We start from the raw sequence: 19868 nt of genomic DNA, 5'->3' as shown, positions 1-19868 counted from the left end.
GCATTGCCGGCTGCCGGACCGGGGTTCGTCATGGACCGTCGCGGGGCGTCGTCGGTGGCCCGTGCGGGGGCTTGGGCGTGCGCGGCCTCCGTGTGCGGGGAGGCGGTCGGACCGTCCGCGCGGGTCCGGTGCGGAGTGCCTCCGCCCGCCCGGGCGGGCGTGTCGGCAGGCGACGTCCGGTCATGGCGGGCCGAGGCGGATCGGTTCGCCGGGGACGGCTGTGCGGGGTCGTGGGTGCGCGGGCGCCCCGCCGGGTGGGTCCGGGGCGGTCGCGGGCTGTCGTCGGCAGCCCGCCCAGGGACCCGTCGTGGAGCGCCTTCGGGTGCCCGCGCCGGGGTCTCGGCGCCCAAGGCCTCCATAGGCGTGGTCGGACCATCCGCGCGGCTCCCTCGGGGGGCGCCTTCGCCCGCCCGGGCGGGAGTGTCGGCAGGGGAGGCCTGGGCATGGGGGGCCGAGGCGGAATGGTCCGCCGGGGACGGCTGTGCGGGGCCGTCCTCGCGCCGGGGCCCCGACGGGTGGGTCTGGGACGGTCGCGGGGCGTGGTCGGCCGGTCGCCCGGGCGTCCGGTGCGGGGCGCCTTCGGGGGTCTGCGTCCGGGCGTGGGAAGCCCCCGTACGCGTGGGCCTGTCGTCCGCGTGTGGTTGCCGTGGGGTGCCGTCGGCCGCCCGGGTGGGCTGCTCGGGGCCCGTCGAGGGTGAGGGCGTGGTCGGACCGTCCGCGCGGGTGCGTCGCGCAGTGTTGCCGCCTGCCCGCGTGGGTGCGTCCGTATGCGAGGGCGACATGGGCCGGCCCGGCGTGCCCTCGTTCTCTGGGGACCGTGTGGGCGTGTCGGGCGTGAGTTCGACGTAGGGGCGGATCCGCAGCGGGTCGAAGTCCTCCGCTGCCGCCGCATCGGTCGTGCGGGCGTTGCGCAGGGCCTCTGCGGCTCGCTGGGTGCAGGTGCAGGACGGGGTGTTGTCCGGCTTTCTGGGCGTGCCGCACTCCGGGCACGGGTGGCCGATCGGCTGTTCCACGCGTTCCTCCCTCCCCTCGCGAACTCCAGAGATTATCCAGATCTTCTCCACAGTGCGGATGACGAGCCCCCGGAATGAAAGCTTCCAAAAGGACTCGGCGGGCCATACCCCGTCACACCGGTCACGATGGAAAATGTCACAGGACCCTCGGGAGGTCTCATGGCCGGGCATGCGCACGTCACGAAGGTGCCGGACCGGGGCGCCGCCGACCGGGAGCAGGTGTCCGGGAACGTACTGGTCTCCATCGGCGCCCTGCTCCTAGGAATGCTGCTCGCCGCCCTCGACCAGACCATCGTGTCGACCGCGCTGCCCACCATCGTCAGCGAGCTCGGCGGCATGGATCACCTGTCCTGGGTGGTCACCGCCTACCTGCTGGCCGCGACCGCCGCGACCCCGCTGTGGGGCAAACTCGGCGACCAGTACGGCCGCAAGCGGCTGTTCCAGACGGCGATCGTGATCTTTGTCGTCGGCTCCGCGCTGTGCGGCACGGCGCAGGACATGACCCAGCTCATCGCGTTCCGGGCCGTGCAGGGGCTCGGCGGCGGCGGGCTGATCGTGTTGTCGATGGCGATCGTCGGCGATCTCGTCCCGCCCCGTGAACGCGGGCGCTACCAGGGGCTGTTCGGGGCCGTGTTCGGGGCGACCAGTGTGCTCGGGCCGCTGCTGGGCGGTCTGCTCACGCAGCATGCGAGCTGGCGCTGGGTGTTCTACGTCAACCTGCCCGTCGGCATCGTGGCGCTCGCCGTGATCGCGGCCGTGCTGCACATCCCGCGCCGGACGCAGCGGCACGTCATCGACTACCTCGGCACCTTCCTCATCGCGGCCGTCGCCACCTGCCTGGTGCTCGTCGCCTCCCTCGGGGGCACGACCTGGGGCTGGGGGTCCGCACAGACCGTCGGGCTCGCGGTGCTCGGCGTCGTCCTCGCCGTCGTCTTCGTGGCCGTCGAGCGGCGGGCCGCCGAACCCGTCCTGCCCCTGAAGCTCTTCCGCGTCCGCACCTTCACGCTCGCCGCCGTGATCAGTTTCGTCGTCGGCTTCGCCATGTTCGGCGCGATGGTCTACCTGCCGACCTTCCTCCAGGTCGTGCAGGGCATCAGCCCGACCATGTCCGGTGTGCACATGCTGCCGATGGTGCTGGGGCTGCTGCTGGCCTCGACGGCCTCCGGGCAGTTCGTCAGCCGGACCGGCCGCTGGAAGGTGTTCCCGATCGCCGGCACCGGCGTCACCACCCTCGGGCTGCTCCTGCTCCACCAGCTCGACGAGCACAGCTCCACCGCCGAGCTGAGCGGTTTCTTCTTCGTCTTCGGCCTCGGACTCGGCCTGGTGATGCAGGTCCTCGTGCTCATCGTGCAGAACGCCGTCCCGTACGAGGATCTGGGCGTCGCCACCTCCGGCGCCACCTTCTTCCGCTCCATCGGCGCCTCGTTCGGCGTGGCCGTCTTCGGCACGGTCTTCGCGAACCGGCTCGGCGACCAGCTCACGGACGCCTTCCGGGGAGCACGGCTACCGCCCGGCGTCTCCGTGGCCGCGCTGGAGGCCGACCCGCGCGGCATCGCCGCCCTGCCGCCCGGTCTGCGCCCGCCGGCCCTGCACGCGTACGCCGTCTCCATCACGGACGTCTTCCTGTACGCCGCCCCCGTCGCGCTCCTCGGCTTCGTGCTGGCCTGGTTCCTGAAGGAGGACCGGCTGCGCGGCTCGGTCACCGCGCCCGACGTCACGGAGACCCTGGCCAGCAACCCCGTCCAGCGGTCCTCGTACGACGAGGTGTGCCGCGCGCTGTCGGTGCTCGGCACCCGCGCGGGGCGGCGCGAGATCTACCGGGAGATCACCGCCCGGGCGGGCTACGACCTGCTGCCCGCGGCGAGCTGGGTGCTGCTGCGGATCAGGCGGTACGGCTCGGTGGAACCGGCCGTGCTGGCCGAGCGGACGCCCGTGGCGCTGCCGGTGATCATGGAGGCCGTACGCCAGGTCGAGGAGCGTGGGCTCGCCGTGCGCACGGGCCTCGACATGGTCCTGACCGACCGGGGACGCGAGGTCGCCGAGCGGCTGGCCCAGGCCCGTGAGGAGTCCCTAGCCGTGCTGCTCGGCGACTGGTGGGGGCCGGACCGGCCGACGGATCTGGTGCAGCTCGTGCGGGAGCTGAACGGCGAACTGTGCGGATCCAGGCGGGAGCGTCCCTCCGAGGTCCGTCCGGTGGAGCACCTCGGCTGAGGCGCCGAAGGCGGGTGGTCAAGTGACGTGCTCCGGCTGAGGCGCCGTCGGCGGACGGTCAGGTGAGGCGCTTGGTGAACCAGTGCTCGGCGTACGGTTCGTCGTTGTGCGGCTCGGTCTCCGTGTAGCCGAGCCGCGCGTAGAGGGCGCGGGCCTCGACGAGGTCGCCGCGGGTGTCGAGCACGATCCGGCCGGCGCCGAGCGCACGGGCGGCGTCCTCGGCGGCCCCGACCAGGAGCGCGGCGCCACCCTTGCCGCGCATCGGCTCGCGCAGGAACACCCGCTTGAGCTCGGCGGTCGTGCCGTCCAGCAGCCGTACGCCCGCCGTGCCGCCCGGCTCACCGCCGTACCGGGCGACCAGCAACCGACCTCGCGGAGGCGCGAGTTCGGCGCCCGGCTGGGCGGCGATCTCCCGCTCCAGCTCGTCCGGGTCGGTCCGGTGCCCCTCGTGCAGCAGGTACCAGCGGTCGCTGACCTCGGTGTAGTACGCCCGCCACAGGGCGGCGGCGACGGGGGAGTCGTACGGTTCCGGGGCCACGGTCCAGGTCATGACCGGCATTCTCGGCGGGTGCCCTGCCAGGGCCGCAACCCGATATCCCGGGGGTGTGCGCGCCCCGGGGGCGGCCCGGACGCCGTTTGGGGGCCTGCTTCCGGGCTACCCGGTCGGCGAACCGGCTCGCGAGGAGAGCCGGTTGGGCCGAGAACCCGGAAGGCATTCATGTCCACTGGCCTGATCATTGCTCTGATCGTGATCGCGGCGGCCGTCGTCATCATCGCGGCCGTCATGACCCTGCGCGCCCGAGGGGCTCGGCGCGGCCCGAGCCTGAAGCGGCGCTTCGGACCCGAGTACGACCTGGCCGTCGCCCGGCACGACGGCGACGCCAAGGCCGCCGAGCGCGAGCTCGCCGAGCGCGTGGAGCGCCACGGCGACCTGCGCGAACGAGCGCTGGAGCCGACGCAGCGCGAGCAGTACGAGGCGCGCTGGACGGCCGCCCAGGAGCGGTTCGTCGACTCGCCGCGGGAGGCGGTCGCCGAGGCGGACCGGCTCCTCGCGGAGCTCGCCGGTGCCCGGGGCTTCCCGGACGGCGGGCAGTACGAGGAACAGCTCGCCGCGCTGTCCGTGCACCACGCCCACCACGTGGACGGCTACCGGCGCGTGCACCGCGCGGCGCACCTGCGCGCGGACGACGCCCGGGACGGCGGCACCGGTACGGAAGACATGCGTGAGGCCATGGTGGCGGCCCGCGCCCTGTTCGAGGAGCTGGTGCGGCCGGCCCGCCACGACGGCGGAGGCCACGCCGCCGGCCCGCACCTGGGCGGACGCCATGAGGGCGGACGGCACAAGGCCGGGCTGAACGGCGGCCGCAAGGCCCCGGCCACCCGCGACGGACACATGCCGTGGGCGCTCCACCGACGTCAGGCGAAGGAGAGTTGAGATCGATGTCCAACATGACCCCACCGCCCGGCGACGACACCCGCGGCTCCGCCGGTCCGGACGCCCGTAGCTCCGCCGGTCCCGACGCCCGAGGTGAGACCGCCCTGGGCACCGGCCACGGCACGGCGCCGCACGGCATCGACGGCCCGACGGATCGTGCCACCGGAGAGGGAACCGCGGAAACCTCCCGGACCTTCGGGACTCCCGCGACGCCCGGGACTTCCCGGACCACCGGGACGCCTGGGACCACCGGTACCGCCGGGACCTCCGAGACCGCAGGAACTCCTGGCACCCCGGGAGCCTCCGCAGCACACGGCACGCACCTGCTCCCGCACGACGAGTCCGACAAACTCGTCTCCCAGTTGCACCACGCCGTCGCCGAGTTCGTCGACGCCCCCCGGGCCGCCGTCGAGGAGGCCGACCACGTGCTGGAGGAGATCGCGGCCCGGTTCACCGAGGCCGTCACGCAGCGCCGCCGCACCCTGCGGCACTCCTGGCAGTCCGTGGAGGGCGGCGAGGGCAAGCCCGTGTCGAGCGGTGACACCGAGCAACTCCGTCTGGCCCTGAAGGACTACCGGGAGCTGGCGGAACGGCTCCTGCACGTCTGAGCCGGGTGCTCCCGAGTCCCGGTCACCGGTCCGCCCGGCGCTCCCGCCACTGCCGTACGACGTCCTCGACGTCGTACGGCTTCTTTCCCAGCGGGGGCCCGGGCGGCGGCTTGAACATCATGTCGCGGATCTTGTCGTTGATCTCGCCGATGATCTTCCTGACGGCCTGCTCCGAAGGAGCCGCGTACGCGGCCAGGAGCGCGTCCTCCGCCTCCTTGCGCAGCGCCAGCGCCGGTGGCAGGACCGAGAGGCCCTCACGGGCCATCTTCCGCTTGACCCACCACAGTTCGTCGTAGGTGGAGTCCACATCGGCCGGCAGCGGTTTGCCCGCCCCCGGCAGCCGCTCGAACTCGCCGCGTGTCTCCGCCTCACGGATCTGCTTGTCGACCCAGGACTCGAAGTCGACGCCGGGTGGCTTTCGCTCGGTCATGAACCCATTGTGCCGGACACCGTGCGGCCTGGCGTTCTATCATGCGGCGGGCTTGAAGACCCACCAGGACGTCCCAGAAGGAGCGCACGTGCTCGAACTCACCATGGCCGCCGTGTCCGCGGCGGAGGAGGGTGCCACGGCCGGCATGCTCATGGCCGACGCGCCCAGCGAGCCGGGTGCCGTGCTGCGGGTGGGCCGCGACAAGTCGGTGTGCCGGCTGTCGACGCCGGACGACTGGCTGTTCGTCTCCCGCGTCCACCTGGAGTTCCTGTGCGGGGCCGACGGGACCTGGCACCTGACGTGGCTGCGCGGCTCCCAGCCCGACCCGTCCTCCGAAGTCCGGCTCACGGTGGGGGAGTACGTCCAGCCCCTCGCCTACGGCGGCACCGTCCCGCTGCCCAGGGGCGGCAGCGGCGAGGTCATCGTCCAGGACCGCACCGCCCCGCGCAGCGTCAACGTGGGCTTCTTCCACGAGGTCTGAGCGCCCGACGACCGCCGGCGCTACGCCAGCACCCGCGCCAGCGCGAACCCGTCGTACCCCTTCATGCCGACCGTCTGGATCGCCGTACCGCTCAACCTCGGGTGGCTGCCGATCAGTTCGATCGCGGCGCGGGTGCCCGTCACGTCCGGGGCCGTGCTCTCCGCGTCGGTCACGCGGCCGCCGCGGACGACGTTGTCGAGGACGATCAGGCTGCCCGTGCTGGTGAGCTTCAGGGCCCACTCCACGTAGTGCGGGTTGTTGACCTTGTCGGCGTCGATGAAGACCAGGTCGAAGGGGGGCGGGTTCTCGTCGGCCAGCTGGGGCAGCGACTCCAGGGCCGGGCCGACCCGGACCTCGACGAGCTTGTCCAGGCCGGCGCGGGCGATGTTGCGGACGGCGACCTCGGCGTGCCTGGGGTCGTACTCCAGGGAGACCAGCCGCCCGTCGGCGGGCAGGGCGCGGCCCAGCCAGATGGTGCTGTAGCCGCCGAGCGTGCCGATCTCCAGGATGTGGCGGGCGCCCTGGATCTGGGCCAGGAGCTGGAGGAGCTTGCCCTGGTTGCCCGCGACGTTGATGTGCGGCAGCCCGGCGGCGTCGCTGTCGCGCAGGGCGGCCGCCAGGGCTTCGTCGTCCGGGGCGAGGCGGTCGGTGAAGTAGGCGTCGACCTCGTCCCAGACGTGCGACTCGCTCATGCACCTCTACCTTTCGTACGCATAGTTAGCATTCCTAACTAGTGGCGGTGATGAAGATACGTGGTGCACCGGTTCGCTGTCAGTGGGATTTCGCCGCGTGTCTCAGCCGGCCACCGAGGGCGCCGAACCCGGCAGCGGACGCCCCGCCGACTCGGCCATGCGCCACACCGCGAAACCACCCACGACGGCCGCGGCCATCATGTAGTACGCGGGCATCATCATGTTCCCGGTCGCGCCGATCAGGGCCGTGACCACCAGCGGCGTCGTGCCGCCGAACAGGGACACGGAGACGTTGAAGCCGATGGACAGGGAGCCGTAGCGGACCTTCGTCGGGAACAGTGCCGGGAGCGCCGAGGGCATGGCCGCCGTGAAGCAGACCAGCAGCAGGCCGAGGGCGCCCATGCCGAGCGCGACGGCCGGCAGGCTGCCCTCGCGGATCAGCAGCAGGGCCGGGACCGACAGCAGCAGGAAGCCCGCGCAGCCGGTGGCGATCACCGGGCGGCGGCCGATCCGGTCGGTCAGCGCGCCGGCGAACGGCTGGACGATCATCATCAGGGCCATCACGCCGAGGACCACGAGCAGGCCGTGCGTCTCGTCGTAGTGGAGCTGACCGGTCAGGTAGCTCGGCATGTACGACAGCAGCATGTAGTCGGTGACGTTGAAGACCAGCACCAGGCCGACGCAGAGCAGCAGCGCGCGCCACTGGCCGGTGATCATCTCGCGCAGCGGCACCTTGGGGCGGTCGCTCTCGGCCTTCTCGACCTCGGCCGCGAACGCCGGGGTCTCCTCCAGGCGCAGCCGCAGGTAGAGGCCGATGATGCCCATCGGGCCCGCGATCAGGAACGGGATGCGCCAGCCCCAGGAGGTCAGGTCGTCGGCGGAGAGCAGGGCGGTCATGAGTGTGACCAGGCCCGCGCCGCCGATGTAACCGGCGAGGGTGCCGAACTCCAGCCAGCTGCCGAGGAAGCCGCGCCGCTTGTCGGGGGCGTACTCGGCGATGAAGGTGGAGGCACCCGCATACTCGCCGCCGGTGGAGAAGCCCTGCACGAGGCGGGCCACGAGGAGCAGGACCGGCGCGCCGACGCCGATCGTCGCGTACGACGGGATCAGGCCGATCGCGAAGGTGCCCGCCGCCATCATGATCATGGTGAGCGCGAGGACCTTCTGGCGGCCGACGCGGTCGCCGAGCGGGCCGAAGACCATGCCGCCGAGGGGACGCACCAGGAAGGCCGCGGCGAAGGCGCCGAACGTGGAGAGGAGCTGCGCGGTGGGGTTGCCCGAGGGGAAGAAGACCTTGCCCAGCGTGACCGCGATGTAGCTGTAGACACCGAAGTCGAACCATTCCATCGCGTTGCCCAGCGCGGCCGCCTTCACGGCGCGCTTGACGAGCGCGGGGTCGGTGACGGTGGTGCCGGGGGATTTCGCTGCGCGGCTCTTCAGGCCGGACGCGGGAGCGACGACTGAGACAGTCGACAAGACTCGCTCGCCTACCTTTCGACGGGGACAGGGACGCGGTCCGCGCGGCGGCGCTGTCGTACGGGCCGAAAAGCGACGATAGGCGGATAAAGGCCGATCACGGGCCGTACGCCTTTCGTTGCAGGGGGCATCTAAATCCCGGCTGCGCAGGCACGTCTGCCCGGCTGGGAGCGGTTCCCACGCGATCTTGATGTGATCCTTCTCGCGTCACGAGAGGCAACCGCGCGCCTCGCGCACTATCGTCAACCGGACGAAGGGGGGCATACCGGGTAGAAGGTCGACGAAGCGTGGCGAATGCGGAGCGCAGCGGACGACCGGCGGAAGCCTTCGGAGCGACAGCCGTCGGCAGTACCCGCACACCCTCCCGCACGCCCCTGCGCATGGCCTGTCTCGCGCTGTGGCTGATCGTCGCCGCCCTCGCCGCACGGCAGGTCACCGTCGTGCTCGGCACTCCGAGGGGCGAGCGGCTGACGGACCTGGAGACCTGGGTCGGGCCGAACGGCGTCCTGCACGTGACCGGCTCGCTCTACGACTCCACCCGCTTCACCGGCACCCCCTTCGGCGGGCTCGTCCTCAAGCCCCTCACCCGTGCGGCCGAACAGGCCCTCGGCTGGGGCTGGACCTTCGGCACGCTGCTGCTGGTCGTCGCGCTCGGACTGATCGCCGCCCGTGCCCTGCCCCAGCCCATCGGCCGCCGCACGGCCCTGCTGGCCGCCCCCGTCGCCATCGGCCTGCTGATGCTGTCCCTGCCGGTCCGCAACACCCTGTGGCTCGGCCAGACCAGCATCGTCCCGGTCCTGCTCGTCCTGCTGGGCTGCTTCGTCGCCCACGGCCAGCGCACCAGCGGCCTGCTCATCGGCGTCGCGGCCGCGCTCCAGCCCACCCTGCTGCTCTTCACGCCCCTGTTGTGGTTCACCGGCCGCAGACGCGCCGCCCTCTCCACCGGCGTCGCCTTCGCCGTCTGCTGCGGGCTCGCCTGGGCGGCGATGCCGCACGACTCCCACACCTACTGGGTCCACCACATGGCAGGCGTCGGCCTCGGCGGCCGGGCCGACGACCTCGGCAACCAGTCCCTGCACGGCGCCCTGCTGCGTCTCGGCCTGAACGGCCCCCTGGAGATCGCACTCCTCCTGATGCTCGGCGCGGCCGTCGCCGTCCTGGCCCTGCGCCGCGCCGTGCGCTACTTCGACGACGGCCAGCTCCTCCTCGCCGTCGCGATCACCGGCTGCGCCGCGATCGTCGTCTCACCCGCGGCCTGGCAGCACCAGCTCCTGTGGGTGCTGCTCGCGGTCGTCGGCCGGGCCGGCAGACGCGCCTCCGACCGCTACGTCTGGCCGGTCGCCGTCGTCCTGGTCATGACCCTGCCGGCCAGGATGATGCTGCCGGACATGCCGTCGCTGGACCCGCTGCGCACGAACCTCGTCCTGGTCGCCGCCCTCGCCGCCGCCACGGCCGTGCCGTTCCTCTCCCGCACCGCCCCGCACTACCAGTCGCCGACACCCGCCGAGTACGCCCCCGCCGCCCCGGCCCGCTTCCGGCACATCCCGCTCGCGCCCTTCCTGCGCCGGGTCCTCACCCGGCCGAACCTCCTCCTGGAACTGCTCCTCCTCCGGGTCACCTACGCCGCCTACTCCCAGGTACGGCTCGCCGCCACCGGGGGCAGCATCTCGGCCGGCCGGGCCGAGGCAGAGGAGAACGGCCGGCAGATCCTCGGCCTGGAACGCGCCCTGCACATCGACATCGAGCACTGGGCCAACCACACCGTCGTCACGATCGACTGGCTGCGGGACTTCCTCGACTTCTACTACGAGTCGCTCCACTTCGCCGCCCCGCTGACCGTCCTCGCCCTCCTCTACTGGCGCCGCCCCGCCGACTACCGCTGGGCCCGCTCCGCCCTGGGCATCGCCACCCTGCTCGCCCTGGTCGGCTTCTGGCTCTACCCGCTGGCCCCGCCCCGGCTGATGCCGACACTCGGCTTCATCGACACCGTCCACGGCGTCCAGGACTTCTCCCAGCCCGACTACGGCACGCTCACCGCCCTGACCAACCAGTACGCGGCGATGCCGTCCCTGCACTTCGGCTGGTCGCTGTGGTGCGGCGTCGTGATCGCCGTGCTGGCGCGCCGGTGGTGGATCAAGGTGCTGGGGCTGGTGCATCCGCTGTTCACCGCGTCCGCGATCGTCACGACGGCGAACCACTGGGTGCTGGACGCGGCCGGGGGAGCAGTGGTGGTCGGCGCGGGTTTCGCACTGACGTATGTTCTGTCGGGGCCCCGGTCGTCCCCCGCCGGCCCACGGCAGGTCGTCTCGATTCGCCGGGGCGTCATTCCCTGCTGAAAACGGCGACGTCACTGCCGAAGGCGCAGGCCAGGACGCCGCTCTCGTGCAGGGCCACGGCCCAGCACTCGCCGGGGACATGGACGACGTCGATGACGCTGAAGGTGCGGAGGTCCCAGATGCGGACCGTGTTGTCGGCCGAGCCGGTGACGGCGACCGGGCGTCCGTCCAGCTCGGCGCACATCAAAGCGGTCACGAAATGGCTGTGACCGGTCATCGCGGGACCGACTTCCTGGTGCGTGCGCAGGTCCCTCACCCGTATCGCATGGTCCTCCGAGGCGAAGATGACCACTGGGCGGTCGCCCAGCGTCGTACATGCGATCGGACCTTCCACGTAGCCTGGCCCGGGGCCCGCGAGGGCGCGGCCCTCGGTCAGATCCCAGACCCGAATGGTCTTGTCGGCCGAGGACGCGGTGACGGCGACCGGGTGACCGTCCAGGGCCGCGCATGCCACGGCCGACACCCATCTGTCATGTCCCTTGAGCGGCGGATACACGTCTTCGCCCGTGGCGAGATCCCACACCCGCACGTTCGCACCCAACGTCGCCCCGACCACGATCGGGCGCCCCGCGAGGACGGTGCACGCCACCTGCTCCACGGACTCGTAGCTGAGCCGGATGGTCGGACCCGTGGGCCGGCCCGACGAAAGATCCCACGTTCGTACCGTGTAATCCTCGCTTCCACTGCTGACGGCCACCGGGCGACCCGCGAGCACCGTGCAGGCCACCGAACCCACACCTTCCGTGTGACCGTGCATGAGCTCGCCCAGCGGCCGCGCCGTGGCAAGATCCCACATGCGCACGGTGCTGTCCTCGGAGGCGGTGACGAAAACTGGCCGCTCCTCGACGGAAGCCAGGATGAGGTCTGTGACCCCATTGGTGTGACCGATCACGGGCCGGCCGACGACCTGGCGAGGAGACAGGTCCCACACCCGGACTGTGCCGTCGAACGCCCCTGTGACAGCGACCGGCTGCCCGGACAAGGACGAGCACGTCACGGACAGCACACCGGTGTTGTGGCCCTTCAGCGGTGGCCCTACCTGCTGCCGCGCGGTCAGGTCCCAGATCCGCATGGTGGCGTCGTTGTAGCTGATGACTGCCGCCTGCCGGCCGTCGAGTTCCGCGCACACCAGCGAGAACGCCCAGTCGTTGTGGCCTTGCCACTCGGCAAGATGCAGACCCGTGTCCAGGTCCCAGAGGTGCATCGTGCCGTCCCGTGCGTGACCGACGGCGACCGGGCGGCCGTCCAGCCGCGTACATCCGACGGTCAGGAGCCAGAGCTCTCTGTCGCCCGACAGCCGACGCAACTCGCGCTGGGAGGCCAAGTCCCACACGGACAGACGTGAGCCGGTCGTGCTGATGACGGCGATCGGTCGGCCACCCACCACCGCACACGCCAGCGCGGTCACATGGCTGCCGATGGACAGGGGCTCGCCCACAGGCCGGCAGGTGATCAGATCCCAGACCCGCACCGTCCTGTCGTCCGAGCCGGTGACGGCGACCGGACGCCCCTCCAGCTCCGTGCACGCCAGCTTCTCCACCGAATCGATGTGACCGGTCAAGGGCTCCCCCACGGGGAGGCCGGTGGCCAGGTCCCAGATCCGGGCCGTGCCGTCCGCCGAGCCGGTGACCCCGACCGGGCGGCCGCCCAGTTCGGTGCACGCCACCGTGTTGACCGCGCCTGCATGGCCGGACATCACGTCTCCGAGCGGCCGGCCGGTGGTCAGATCCCAGATCCGCACGGTTTCGTCCCGGGCACCTGAAACGGCGACCGGTCGGCCGTTGAGCACCGTGCAGGCCACCCCGCGCACCGGGGCCCTGTGACCGATCAAGGTGCCGCGCATGCTGGCCGACACCTGCCAGCCGGATGCGGCGACGGGTTTCCACGCCCGCCTGGCCAACCGGCTGTTGAACGCCTCCAGAACCGCCGGCACGTTGAAACGGGCCGCGTTCACCGCCAGGACCTGGCGTCGGCTCGCCACGTCGAGTCCGCGATGGACGTTGAGGGAAATGAGGTAGATCGCCGCGTGCAGGCGGGCGAGGTCGCTCTCGGCCCGCAGCAGGTGCGGGGCGAGGGGGTCGCAGTCCGCGTGGACCAGGTACTCGGCGTCCGCCAGCAGCGCGTCGAGCAGGCCCGCGGCGACCGCGTGGGTGACCAGGTGCCGCAGGGCGTAGGGATGCGCTCGTCCCCAGTCGCGCGACCCGTCCAGGTGATACGGCACCGCCCTGCGCAGCACCTCCGTGAAGCCCCGGTGCACGCACCCCGCGTCTTGCCCCTTGCGCAGGTACTCCGCCATCGACTCGTGGTACAGCCGGTACACCGACCGCCCGTCCTCCACCGCTTCCACGACGTAGGCTCCGGCGTCGCGCCGCAGTCGGTAAATGTCCTCGTTGTTGTAGCGCCGACCGGAGAGTTCGGAGGCGAGTGGGGCCCAGATGTCCTCCCAGGGGAGGCCCTGGCCCTCGGCGTAGGCGAGGGGGCGGAGGAGGTCGAGGACGCGGGCGGCGTCCTCGCCGAAGCGCTGGTGGAGGTCGCGGTGCATGGCGTCGGCCGCCGCGCTGGGCAGGGAGCGGCGCCAGACGGGGTCGTCGGGATCGGGGAGGTCCGGTGTCGCGGCGAGGGTGCCCGCCGTGATGCGGGCGACGAGGAAGCAGTGGCCGGCCGCCGCGGCGACCGCCTGTGCCACACCGATCCGTACGTCGTTCGGGCAGTCGAGGTAGGGGGAGTCCGGGTGGGCGTCCAGGAGGTTGCGGACGGTGTAGACGAGCACGGCCCGTGGGTCGGCGTAGTACGGCGCGTCGAGGTCGACGTGCTCGTGCCGGTCGACGCCGAGCGCCGGGCAGAGGTGGGGGCGGGTGCCCAGGAGCAGGCGCAGGTGGGGCGCGGCCAGTTCCCCCAGGGGGCGCAGCACCTGGCCGCACAGCGTCGACGGTGTCGCCGCCTCGTCGAGGCCGTCGATCAGCACGACGTGCGGGCGTTCGGGCACCGGGCGCGCGCTGAGGTCGTTCAGCAGGTCCGCCACCGAGTCCGCCGGGGACAGCCGCAGTGCCGCCGCGACCGCCCGCAGTACCTGCTGGTCGGTGAGGCCCTGCGCGTACACCGCCGTGCCGATCGCCCTGGGACGCGGCAGCTGATCGGCCCGCAGGCCCAGGCTCGCCAGCGGCACCGTCTTGCGGTACTCCGGGTCGCTCACCGCCGCCAGCAACCCGAGTACGGCTGTCTTGCCCGACCCGGGATCACCGGTGACGACCAGCGCCGTACGGGTGTCGGGCAGGTCGTGGAGCCACTCGCTGATGTCCTTCAGAGCCTGGTGGCGGCCCGAGAACCACCACCCGTCCCGGTGGGGGTCGCTGTGCCCCATCGCCCTGCGCAGCAGCCGCGTACGGAACTCCACGTCCCGCCGCTTCGCCTGCTGATCCCACTCGGCGGCCTGTTGCAGCGCCATGTCCGTATGGGAGAGGCCGCTGCTGTGCTTGGTGTTGGGCAGGAACGGCGGGACCTCGCCCGTCAGACCGATGATCTCCAAGCCGATGTGCTGGAAGTCGGGGCGTTTCGGATTGGTGCGCGTGGCGTTCACGACCGCGTCCAGGGCCAGCAGCGGCGGACTGTACCCGGCCGTGGCCAGACTGGTCACCGCCTCCGTCAGCAGCTCCGGGAAGGCGCCCGTCTGCGCGAGTTCCCGCGGCTGCGCCGACGTGATCACCGCCAGCCCGGACTCGCCCTCCCGCCAGTCGTTCTTCAACCGGGCCATGGCCGCGAGCAGTTCGTTGCCGCCCTGCCCGGAGAAGCACGTGTCGAGCATCAGCAGCAGCCGGCGCACCTTCGTCCCGGCGAGGATCTTGCGCGCCAGCGTGGCGGGCAGCAGCGCGTCGTACAGGTCGTCCGGCTCGGTGTCCGCGGTGAGCAGGACGTAGTCGCCGTTGTCGAGGACCTCCCCGTGCCCCGCGACGTACACGGCGACGACGTCGTCCGGACGGCGGTCCGGAGCACGGCAGAACTCGCGTAACTCGCGCAGCAGTTGCTGCTTGCTCGGGTTGAGGCCGAGGTCGGACACGTGCGTGTAGCCGAGCTCACCGGTGAACAGCTCCACCATCTTGCGACGGGCCTCCACCAGGCCCGGCCGGTCCCACTCCAGCTCCGCGGGCGCGTTGGGGTAGTGGCTGATGGCGGTCGCGATGAGGAAGCGCCGCGGCTCGGTCCCGCTCACGCCAGGCCCTCCGCCACCGCCTCGCCCGTTTCCTTCGCGGTCAGGTAGAGGGCGGCATCGTGCGCGTGTGAGCCGTTGTGGACGACCTTGCCGACGACGTCCGTTCGGAAGAACAGCGACAGGTCCTTCACCGCGGCCACGACATCGCCCTCGTCGACGACGTTCGTCCACGACGACGTTCCGGGCCACGTCTCCGGCCCGGGCCGCAGCCGGTCCACCACCATCCGCATCCCCAGCGGCGAACCCAGCGTCACCAGTGCGCGCACCCCGTGCCCGGGGCGGGCGCACAACGCCTCGAAGGCGACGACCGAGCCGAGCGAGTGCGCTACCACCACCCGCGTGTCCGGGCCGATCGCCTCCTCCACCCGGCTTCTGGCCGCCGCCCGCAGCTCGTCGTCCGTCAGGTAGCGGTGGACCTGCTTCAGGTCGAACACCAGTGCTCGCAGCGACACTTCGGCGAAGAAACGCGAGTGCTGGAGGACCCGCAGGGCCGTCTGCGCGGCACGCGGCGAGCGGGCCAGCGTGTCCCCGCCGGGCGGCGGCACGGACCGGTCGACCCGGGCAGCCGCCGCCCACCACTCCAGCAGCAGTTCCGTCTCGAACCCCTCGTCCACGTCGTCCGCCGTGAACACCGGGTCGCCGACGGCCAGCGTGTGCCCGGGGGGCCGGAACAGGTCCCCGTAGAACGCCATCCGCAGGTCACCCGGGGCGAGTTCCGGGCCGCCCGCCCTGTCGAGGCCGTCGGCTAGCGCCGGCTCCCAGTCCTTCAGCAGCGTGTTGCTCCCCAGCCGCTGCTTGCCCACCCCGTGCACACCGACAATCCGCGCCATCGCACCCGTCCCCCGAGTCAGCAGGACTGTTCACTCTAGGGCGACTGTCTCGGCCCCGCATTCGAACCACACGGTCTTCCCGCCCCCGCGCCACAGCGACACGCCCCACTTGTCGGCCATCGCGTCGAGCAGGAGCAGCCCCCGGCCGCCCTCGGCATCCGGCTCCGGCCGGGCCGGGGAGACCGGCAGTTGATCACTGCCGTCCGTCACCTCGACCCGCACCCCGGCCGGCTGCCGCAGCAACAGCAGCGCGCAGCGGCGGTCGGGGACGTGCTGTACGACGTTCGCCAGGAGCTCGGTCACGCCCAGCTCGACGGCGTCCGACAGCTCGGGCATGCGCCACTCTTCGAGGAAGGAGCGGACGATACGGCGGACGTGGCGGGGGGCGTGTTCACCGACGGTGAGGCGCATCGAGTACTGGGCGGGAATGTATTCGTTCACGGGACGAGGCTGACGTGCCGTGACTACTCTGGGCTACGGAACGGATACAACCGGTCCCATTGTGGGCCGAGTTGCGTGAGAGGGGCTTCTGCCGTGACCCACATCAACGCCCTTGACCCGGGTGCGTCCCCGCTCGACTACTACGGCTTCGAGCTGAGGAGATGCCGGGAGGCCGCCGGGCTGACACAGAAGCAGCTCGGGGAGATCCTCAACTACACGGGCTCGCTCGTCGGCCAGATCGAGACGGCCAGGAAGCTCCCGACGCCGGAGTTCAGTGAACGGGCGGATGCGGCGCTGGGGACGGACGGTATGTTCTCCCGCCTCGTCGAGTTGGTACTGCGGAGTCGGCTTCCGGCCTGGTTTCAGCAGGTGGCGGAGCTGGAGGCGCGGGCGACGGAGATCTGTACGTTCCAGACTCACGTGGTGCACGGGCTCCTCCAGACGCGGGGGTACGCGCGCGCTGTGCTCGGTGTGCTGGATCAGGTCGATCTGGACGACCGCACAGCCGTACGGCTCGCTCGGCAGCGCATCTTCGAGAAGGAGGAGCCGCCAGTCCTGTGGATGGTCATCAGCGAGGCTGCGCTGTACCAGGGAATCGGCGGTGCAGAGACCATGCGAGGTCAACTGGCGCACCTGTTGTCGTTCGAGCGCAACCCCCGGATCAACATCCAGGTGCTCCCGTTCTCTGCCGGAGCGCACGCTGGACTCCAAGGCGCATTCAACCTCTACCGGTTCCGACAGGACCCGGACATTGTCTATACCGAGGGGTACGGCAGCGGGCATCCGACCGCGAATCCGGACACCGTCAGTGACTGCTCGCTCCGTTACGATCATCTTCGTGCCGCCGCGCTCTCCCTCAGGGATTCGGCGGAGCTGATCCGGCGAGTGATGGAGGAACGCTATGGCGAGCAACGCGATTCCGACGGGGATCCTGTGGCGTAAGTCCAGCTACAGCGGTGACCAGGGCGGTGATTGTGTAGAGGTCGCGGAAGCCTCTCCCACCATCGCAATACGCGACTCCAAGACCCCGGCGGGACCGATCCTCACCCTCGACCCCGCCGCGTTCACCACCTTCGTCAACTGGACGACTACAACCGCTGAATGATCGTGCCGGTGGCCAAACCGCCGCCCGCGCACATGGTGATCAGCGCGAACTCCTTGTCCGCGCGCTCCAGTTCATGAAGCGCCGTCGTGATGAGCCGGGCCCCGGTGGCTCCCACCGGGTGTCCGAGCGCGATCGCGCCGCCGTTCACGTTCACCTTCTCCAGGTCCTGCTCGAAGACCCGCGCCCAGCTCAGTACGACCGATGCGAACGCCTCGTTGATCTCCACGAGGTCGATGTCCTTGAGGGACATCCCGGCCTTGCCCAGCACGGCCTTGGTCGCGTCGATCGGACCGTCGAGGTGGAAGTGGGGGTCGGCGCCCACCAGGGCCTGGGCCACGATCCGGGCCCGGGGCCGCAGCTTCAGGGCGCGAGCCATCCTCTTCGACGCCCACATGATCGCCGCCGCCCCGTCGGAGATCTGCGAAGAGTTGCCGGCCGTATGGACCGCCGTCGGCATGATCGGCTTCAAGGCCGCCAGCGCCTCCGCCGTCGTGTCGCGCAGGCCCTCGTCCTTGTCCACCAGGCGCCACATGCCCTGCCCGGCGTGCTGCTCCTCCTCCGTCGTGGGGACCTGGACCGCGAACGTCTCTCGTTTGAAGCGCTCCTCCGCCCAGGCGTGGGCGGCCCGCTCCTGGGAGGCGAGGCCCAGGGCGTCGACGTTCTCGCGGGTCAGGCCGCGGTGGCGGGCGATGCGCTCGGCGGCCTCGAACTGGTTCGGCAGGTCGACGTTCCACTCGTCGGGGAACGGCTTGCCCGGCCCGTGCTTCGAGCCCGACCCGAGCGGCACCCGGGACATCGACTCCACGCCGCAGGAGATGCCGACGTCGATCACGCCGGTGGCGACCATGTTGGCCAGCATGTGGGAGGCCTGCTGGGAGGACCCGCACTGCGCGTCGACGGTCGTCGCTGCCGTCTCGTAGGGGAGCCCCATCGTGAGCCAGGCCGTGCGCGCGGGGTTCATGGACTGCTCGCCGGCGTGGGTGACCGTACCGCCGACGACCTGCTCGACGCAGTCGGCCGGGATGCCGGTGCGGCCGAGGAGTTCGCGGTAGGTCTCGCCCAGGAGGTAGGCGGGGTGCAGGTTGGCGAGCGCGCCTCCGCGCTTGCCGATGGGGGTGCGTACGGCTTCGACGATCACTGGTTCGGCAGCCATGGGTGCGGGTCCTCTCCGGGAGGCTACGCGGAACTAGTACGCGTTCTAGTTCTGTCAGCAGTGTGCTGAGGGCTGCTCGCCGACCGCAAGAGTCGTGCGGGTAATTGGGGTGTCCGTGCCCCTTGCTACTTGTAGAACCCGTTACTACCGTCACCGCAACTCCGCACAGCTGATGGGCCGTCAGTCAGAGTCGGTACGAGTGGTGGGAGCCGCCATGTCCTGTCCCGCGCTGCCCGAGGGGTTCGACTTCACCGACCCGGACCTGCTGCACAGCCGTGTGCCGCTGCCGGAGTTCGCCGAGCTGCGCCGGGTGGAGCCGGTCTGCTGGGTGCCGCAGCCGGCGGGTCTCGCCGGTTTCCAGGACGAGGGGTACTGGGCGGTCACCCGGCACGCCGACGTCAAGTACGTCTCCACGCATCCGGAGTTGTTCTCGTCGTACCTCAACACGGCGATCATCCGCTTCAACGAGCACATCGAGCGCGATTCCATCGACGCGCAGCGGTTCATCCTGCTGAACATGGACCCGCCCGAGCACACGCGGGTGCGGCAGATCGTGCAGCGCGGGTTCACGCCCCGGGCGATCCGCGCGCTGGAGGAGCGGCTGCGGGCGCGTGCCCACGCGATCGTGGCGAACGCCCGCGCGCACACCGGCCCCTTCGACTTCGTCACCCAGGTCGCCTGCGAACTGCCCCTCCAGGCGATAGCCGAGCTGATGGGCGTGCCGCAGGAGGACCGGGACAAGATCTTCGACTGGTCCAACAAGATGATCGCGTACGACGATCCCGAGTACGCCATCACCGAGGAGGTCGGCGCCGAGTCGGCCACGGAGATCATCGCCTACGCGATGAACATGGCCGCCGACCGCAAGCAGTGCCCCGCCCACGACATCGTCACGCAGTTGGTGGCGGCGGAGGATCAGGGCAACCTCAATTCAGATGAGTTCGGGTTCTTCGTGCTCATGCTGGCCGTCGCGGGCAACGAGACCACTCGCAACGCCATCACCCACGGCATGCACGCCTTCCTCACCCACCCCGAGCAGTGGGAGCTCTACAAGAGGGAGCGGCCGTCGACGACGGCGGAGGAGATCGTGCGCTGGGCGACCCCGGTCGCCGCCTTCCAGCGCACCGCCACCCAGGACACCGAGTTGGGCGGCAAGCTGATCCGCAAGGGCGACCGGGTGGGGCTGTTCTACGCCTCCGCCAACCATGACCCCGAGGTCTTCGACGAGCCGGACGACTTCGACATCACCCGCGATCCCAATCCCCACCTCGGTTTCGGAGGCGGCGGCCCGCACTACTGCCTGGGCAAGTCCCTCGCCGTGCTGGAGATCGACCTCATCTTCAACGCGATCGCCGACGCCATGCCGGGCCTCCGACTGGTCGACGATCCACGCCGGTTGAGGTCGGCGTGGATCAACGGGGTGAAGGAACTGCGGGTTCGGTCCCAGTGA

General features: G+C 71.1%; 16 protein-coding genes. 8 read left to right on the top strand and 8 right to left on the bottom strand.

Features of this window, described 5'->3' with window-relative positions:
- Window positions 1–1172 precede the first annotated feature (1172 nt).
- Window positions 1173–3224: a DHA2 family efflux MFS transporter permease subunit gene (locus ABFX81_RS12470; RefSeq protein WP_086843805.1), complete on the top strand. Its 2052-nt coding sequence runs from the start codon at window positions 1173–1175 to the stop codon at window positions 3222–3224.
- 58 nt (window positions 3225–3282) lie between these two features.
- On the opposite strand, the gene ABFX81_RS12465 is transcribed toward ABFX81_RS12470, so the two are convergent.
- A complete protein-coding gene (locus ABFX81_RS12465; RefSeq protein WP_086843802.1) occupies window positions 3283–3774 on the bottom strand; it encodes a GNAT family N-acetyltransferase in 492 nt (163 codons plus the stop codon).
- A 168-nt stretch (window positions 3775–3942) separates the two neighbouring features.
- Between ABFX81_RS12465 and ABFX81_RS12460 the strand changes: the two genes are divergently transcribed.
- Entirely contained in the window at window positions 3943–4659 is a 717-nt protein-coding gene (locus ABFX81_RS12460; protein WP_190146801.1) for a hypothetical protein, read from the top strand.
- Window positions 4660–4664: 5 nt separating this feature from the next.
- On the top strand, window positions 4665–5267 hold the full coding sequence (locus ABFX81_RS12455; RefSeq protein ID WP_428837165.1) for a hypothetical protein: 603 nt from the start codon (window positions 4665–4667) through the stop codon (window positions 5265–5267).
- 22 nt (window positions 5268–5289) lie between these two features.
- Here the strand turns inward: ABFX81_RS12455 and ABFX81_RS12450 are convergent, their stop codons facing one another.
- A complete protein-coding gene (locus ABFX81_RS12450; RefSeq protein ID WP_086843800.1) occupies window positions 5290–5697 on the bottom strand; it encodes a DnaJ family domain-containing protein in 408 nt (135 codons plus the stop codon).
- Between the two features lie 88 nt (window positions 5698–5785).
- Here ABFX81_RS12450 and ABFX81_RS12445 point away from each other — a divergent pair, with 88 nt between their 5' ends.
- Complete coding sequence (locus tag ABFX81_RS12445; RefSeq protein WP_150480606.1) at window positions 5786–6178, top strand: FHA domain-containing protein; 393 nt, start codon at window positions 5786–5788, stop codon at window positions 6176–6178.
- Between the two features lie 20 nt (window positions 6179–6198).
- On the opposite strand, the gene ABFX81_RS12440 is transcribed toward ABFX81_RS12445, so the two are convergent.
- Window positions 6199–6870 carry a class I SAM-dependent methyltransferase gene (locus ABFX81_RS12440; protein ID WP_086843797.1) on the bottom strand — a complete coding sequence of 224 codons (672 nt, stop codon included), beginning with the start codon at window positions 6868–6870 and terminating at the stop codon, window positions 6199–6201.
- 102 nt (window positions 6871–6972) lie between these two features.
- Window positions 6973–8346: a glycine betaine/L-proline transporter ProP gene (gene proP / locus ABFX81_RS12435; protein ID WP_428837164.1), complete on the bottom strand. Its 1374-nt coding sequence runs from the start codon at window positions 8344–8346 to the stop codon at window positions 6973–6975.
- 287 nt (window positions 8347–8633) lie between these two features.
- On the opposite strand from proP, the gene ABFX81_RS12430 reads away from it, so the two are divergent.
- Window positions 8634–10682 carry a phosphatase PAP2 family protein gene (locus ABFX81_RS12430; RefSeq protein WP_086843796.1) on the top strand — a complete coding sequence of 683 codons (2049 nt, stop codon included), beginning with the start codon at window positions 8634–8636 and terminating at the stop codon, window positions 10680–10682.
- On the opposite strand, the gene ABFX81_RS12425 is transcribed toward ABFX81_RS12430, so the two are convergent.
- Genes ABFX81_RS12425 through ABFX81_RS12415 form a run of 3 tightly spaced genes read right to left on the bottom strand, consistent with a single transcriptional unit; the run spans window position 10669 to window position 16160 of the window.
- Entirely contained in the window at window positions 10669–14889 is a 4221-nt protein-coding gene (locus tag ABFX81_RS12425) for a caspase family protein (protein ID WP_346138058.1), read from the bottom strand. The two genes, ABFX81_RS12430 and ABFX81_RS12425, sit on opposite strands and share 14 nt — an antisense overlap.
- Window positions 14886–15719, bottom strand: coding sequence for a hypothetical protein (locus tag ABFX81_RS12420; RefSeq protein ID WP_346138057.1), 834 nt, complete (start codon window positions 15717–15719; stop codon window positions 14886–14888). The genes ABFX81_RS12425 and ABFX81_RS12420 overlap by 4 nt, the downstream gene beginning before the upstream one ends.
- A 30-nt stretch (window positions 15720–15749) precedes the next feature.
- A complete protein-coding gene (locus ABFX81_RS12415; protein ID WP_346138056.1) occupies window positions 15750–16160 on the bottom strand; it encodes an ATP-binding protein in 411 nt (136 codons plus the stop codon).
- Window positions 16161–16253: 93 nt separating this feature from the next.
- On the opposite strand from ABFX81_RS12415, the gene ABFX81_RS12410 reads away from it, so the two are divergent.
- Both ABFX81_RS12410 and ABFX81_RS12405 read left to right on the top strand, forming a co-directional pair.
- A complete protein-coding gene (locus ABFX81_RS12410; protein WP_086843791.1) occupies window positions 16254–17102 on the top strand; it encodes a Scr1 family TA system antitoxin-like transcriptional regulator in 849 nt (282 codons plus the stop codon).
- Entirely contained in the window at window positions 17062–17265 is a 204-nt protein-coding gene (locus ABFX81_RS12405; protein ID WP_086843789.1) for a DUF397 domain-containing protein, read from the top strand. The genes ABFX81_RS12410 and ABFX81_RS12405 overlap by 41 nt, the downstream gene beginning before the upstream one ends.
- Here ABFX81_RS12405 and ABFX81_RS12400 read toward each other — a convergent pair.
- Complete coding sequence (locus ABFX81_RS12400) at window positions 17249–18418, bottom strand: steroid 3-ketoacyl-CoA thiolase (protein WP_086843787.1); 1170 nt, start codon at window positions 18416–18418, stop codon at window positions 17249–17251. The genes ABFX81_RS12405 and ABFX81_RS12400 overlap by 17 nt on opposite strands.
- 214 nt (window positions 18419–18632) lie before the next feature.
- On the opposite strand from ABFX81_RS12400, the gene ABFX81_RS12395 reads away from it, so the two are divergent.
- On the top strand, window positions 18633–19868 hold the full coding sequence (locus tag ABFX81_RS12395) for a cytochrome P450 (RefSeq protein WP_086843784.1): 1236 nt from the start codon (window positions 18633–18635) through the stop codon (window positions 19866–19868).

It is taken from the genome of Streptomyces coeruleofuscus, assembly GCF_039532725.1.
GTDB classification, from domain to species: domain Bacteria; phylum Actinomycetota; class Actinomycetes; order Streptomycetales; family Streptomycetaceae; genus Streptomyces; species Streptomyces coeruleofuscus.
Note: the sequence above shows the minus strand (reverse complement) of the source record. Positions and strands in the feature narration are given on the sequence as shown.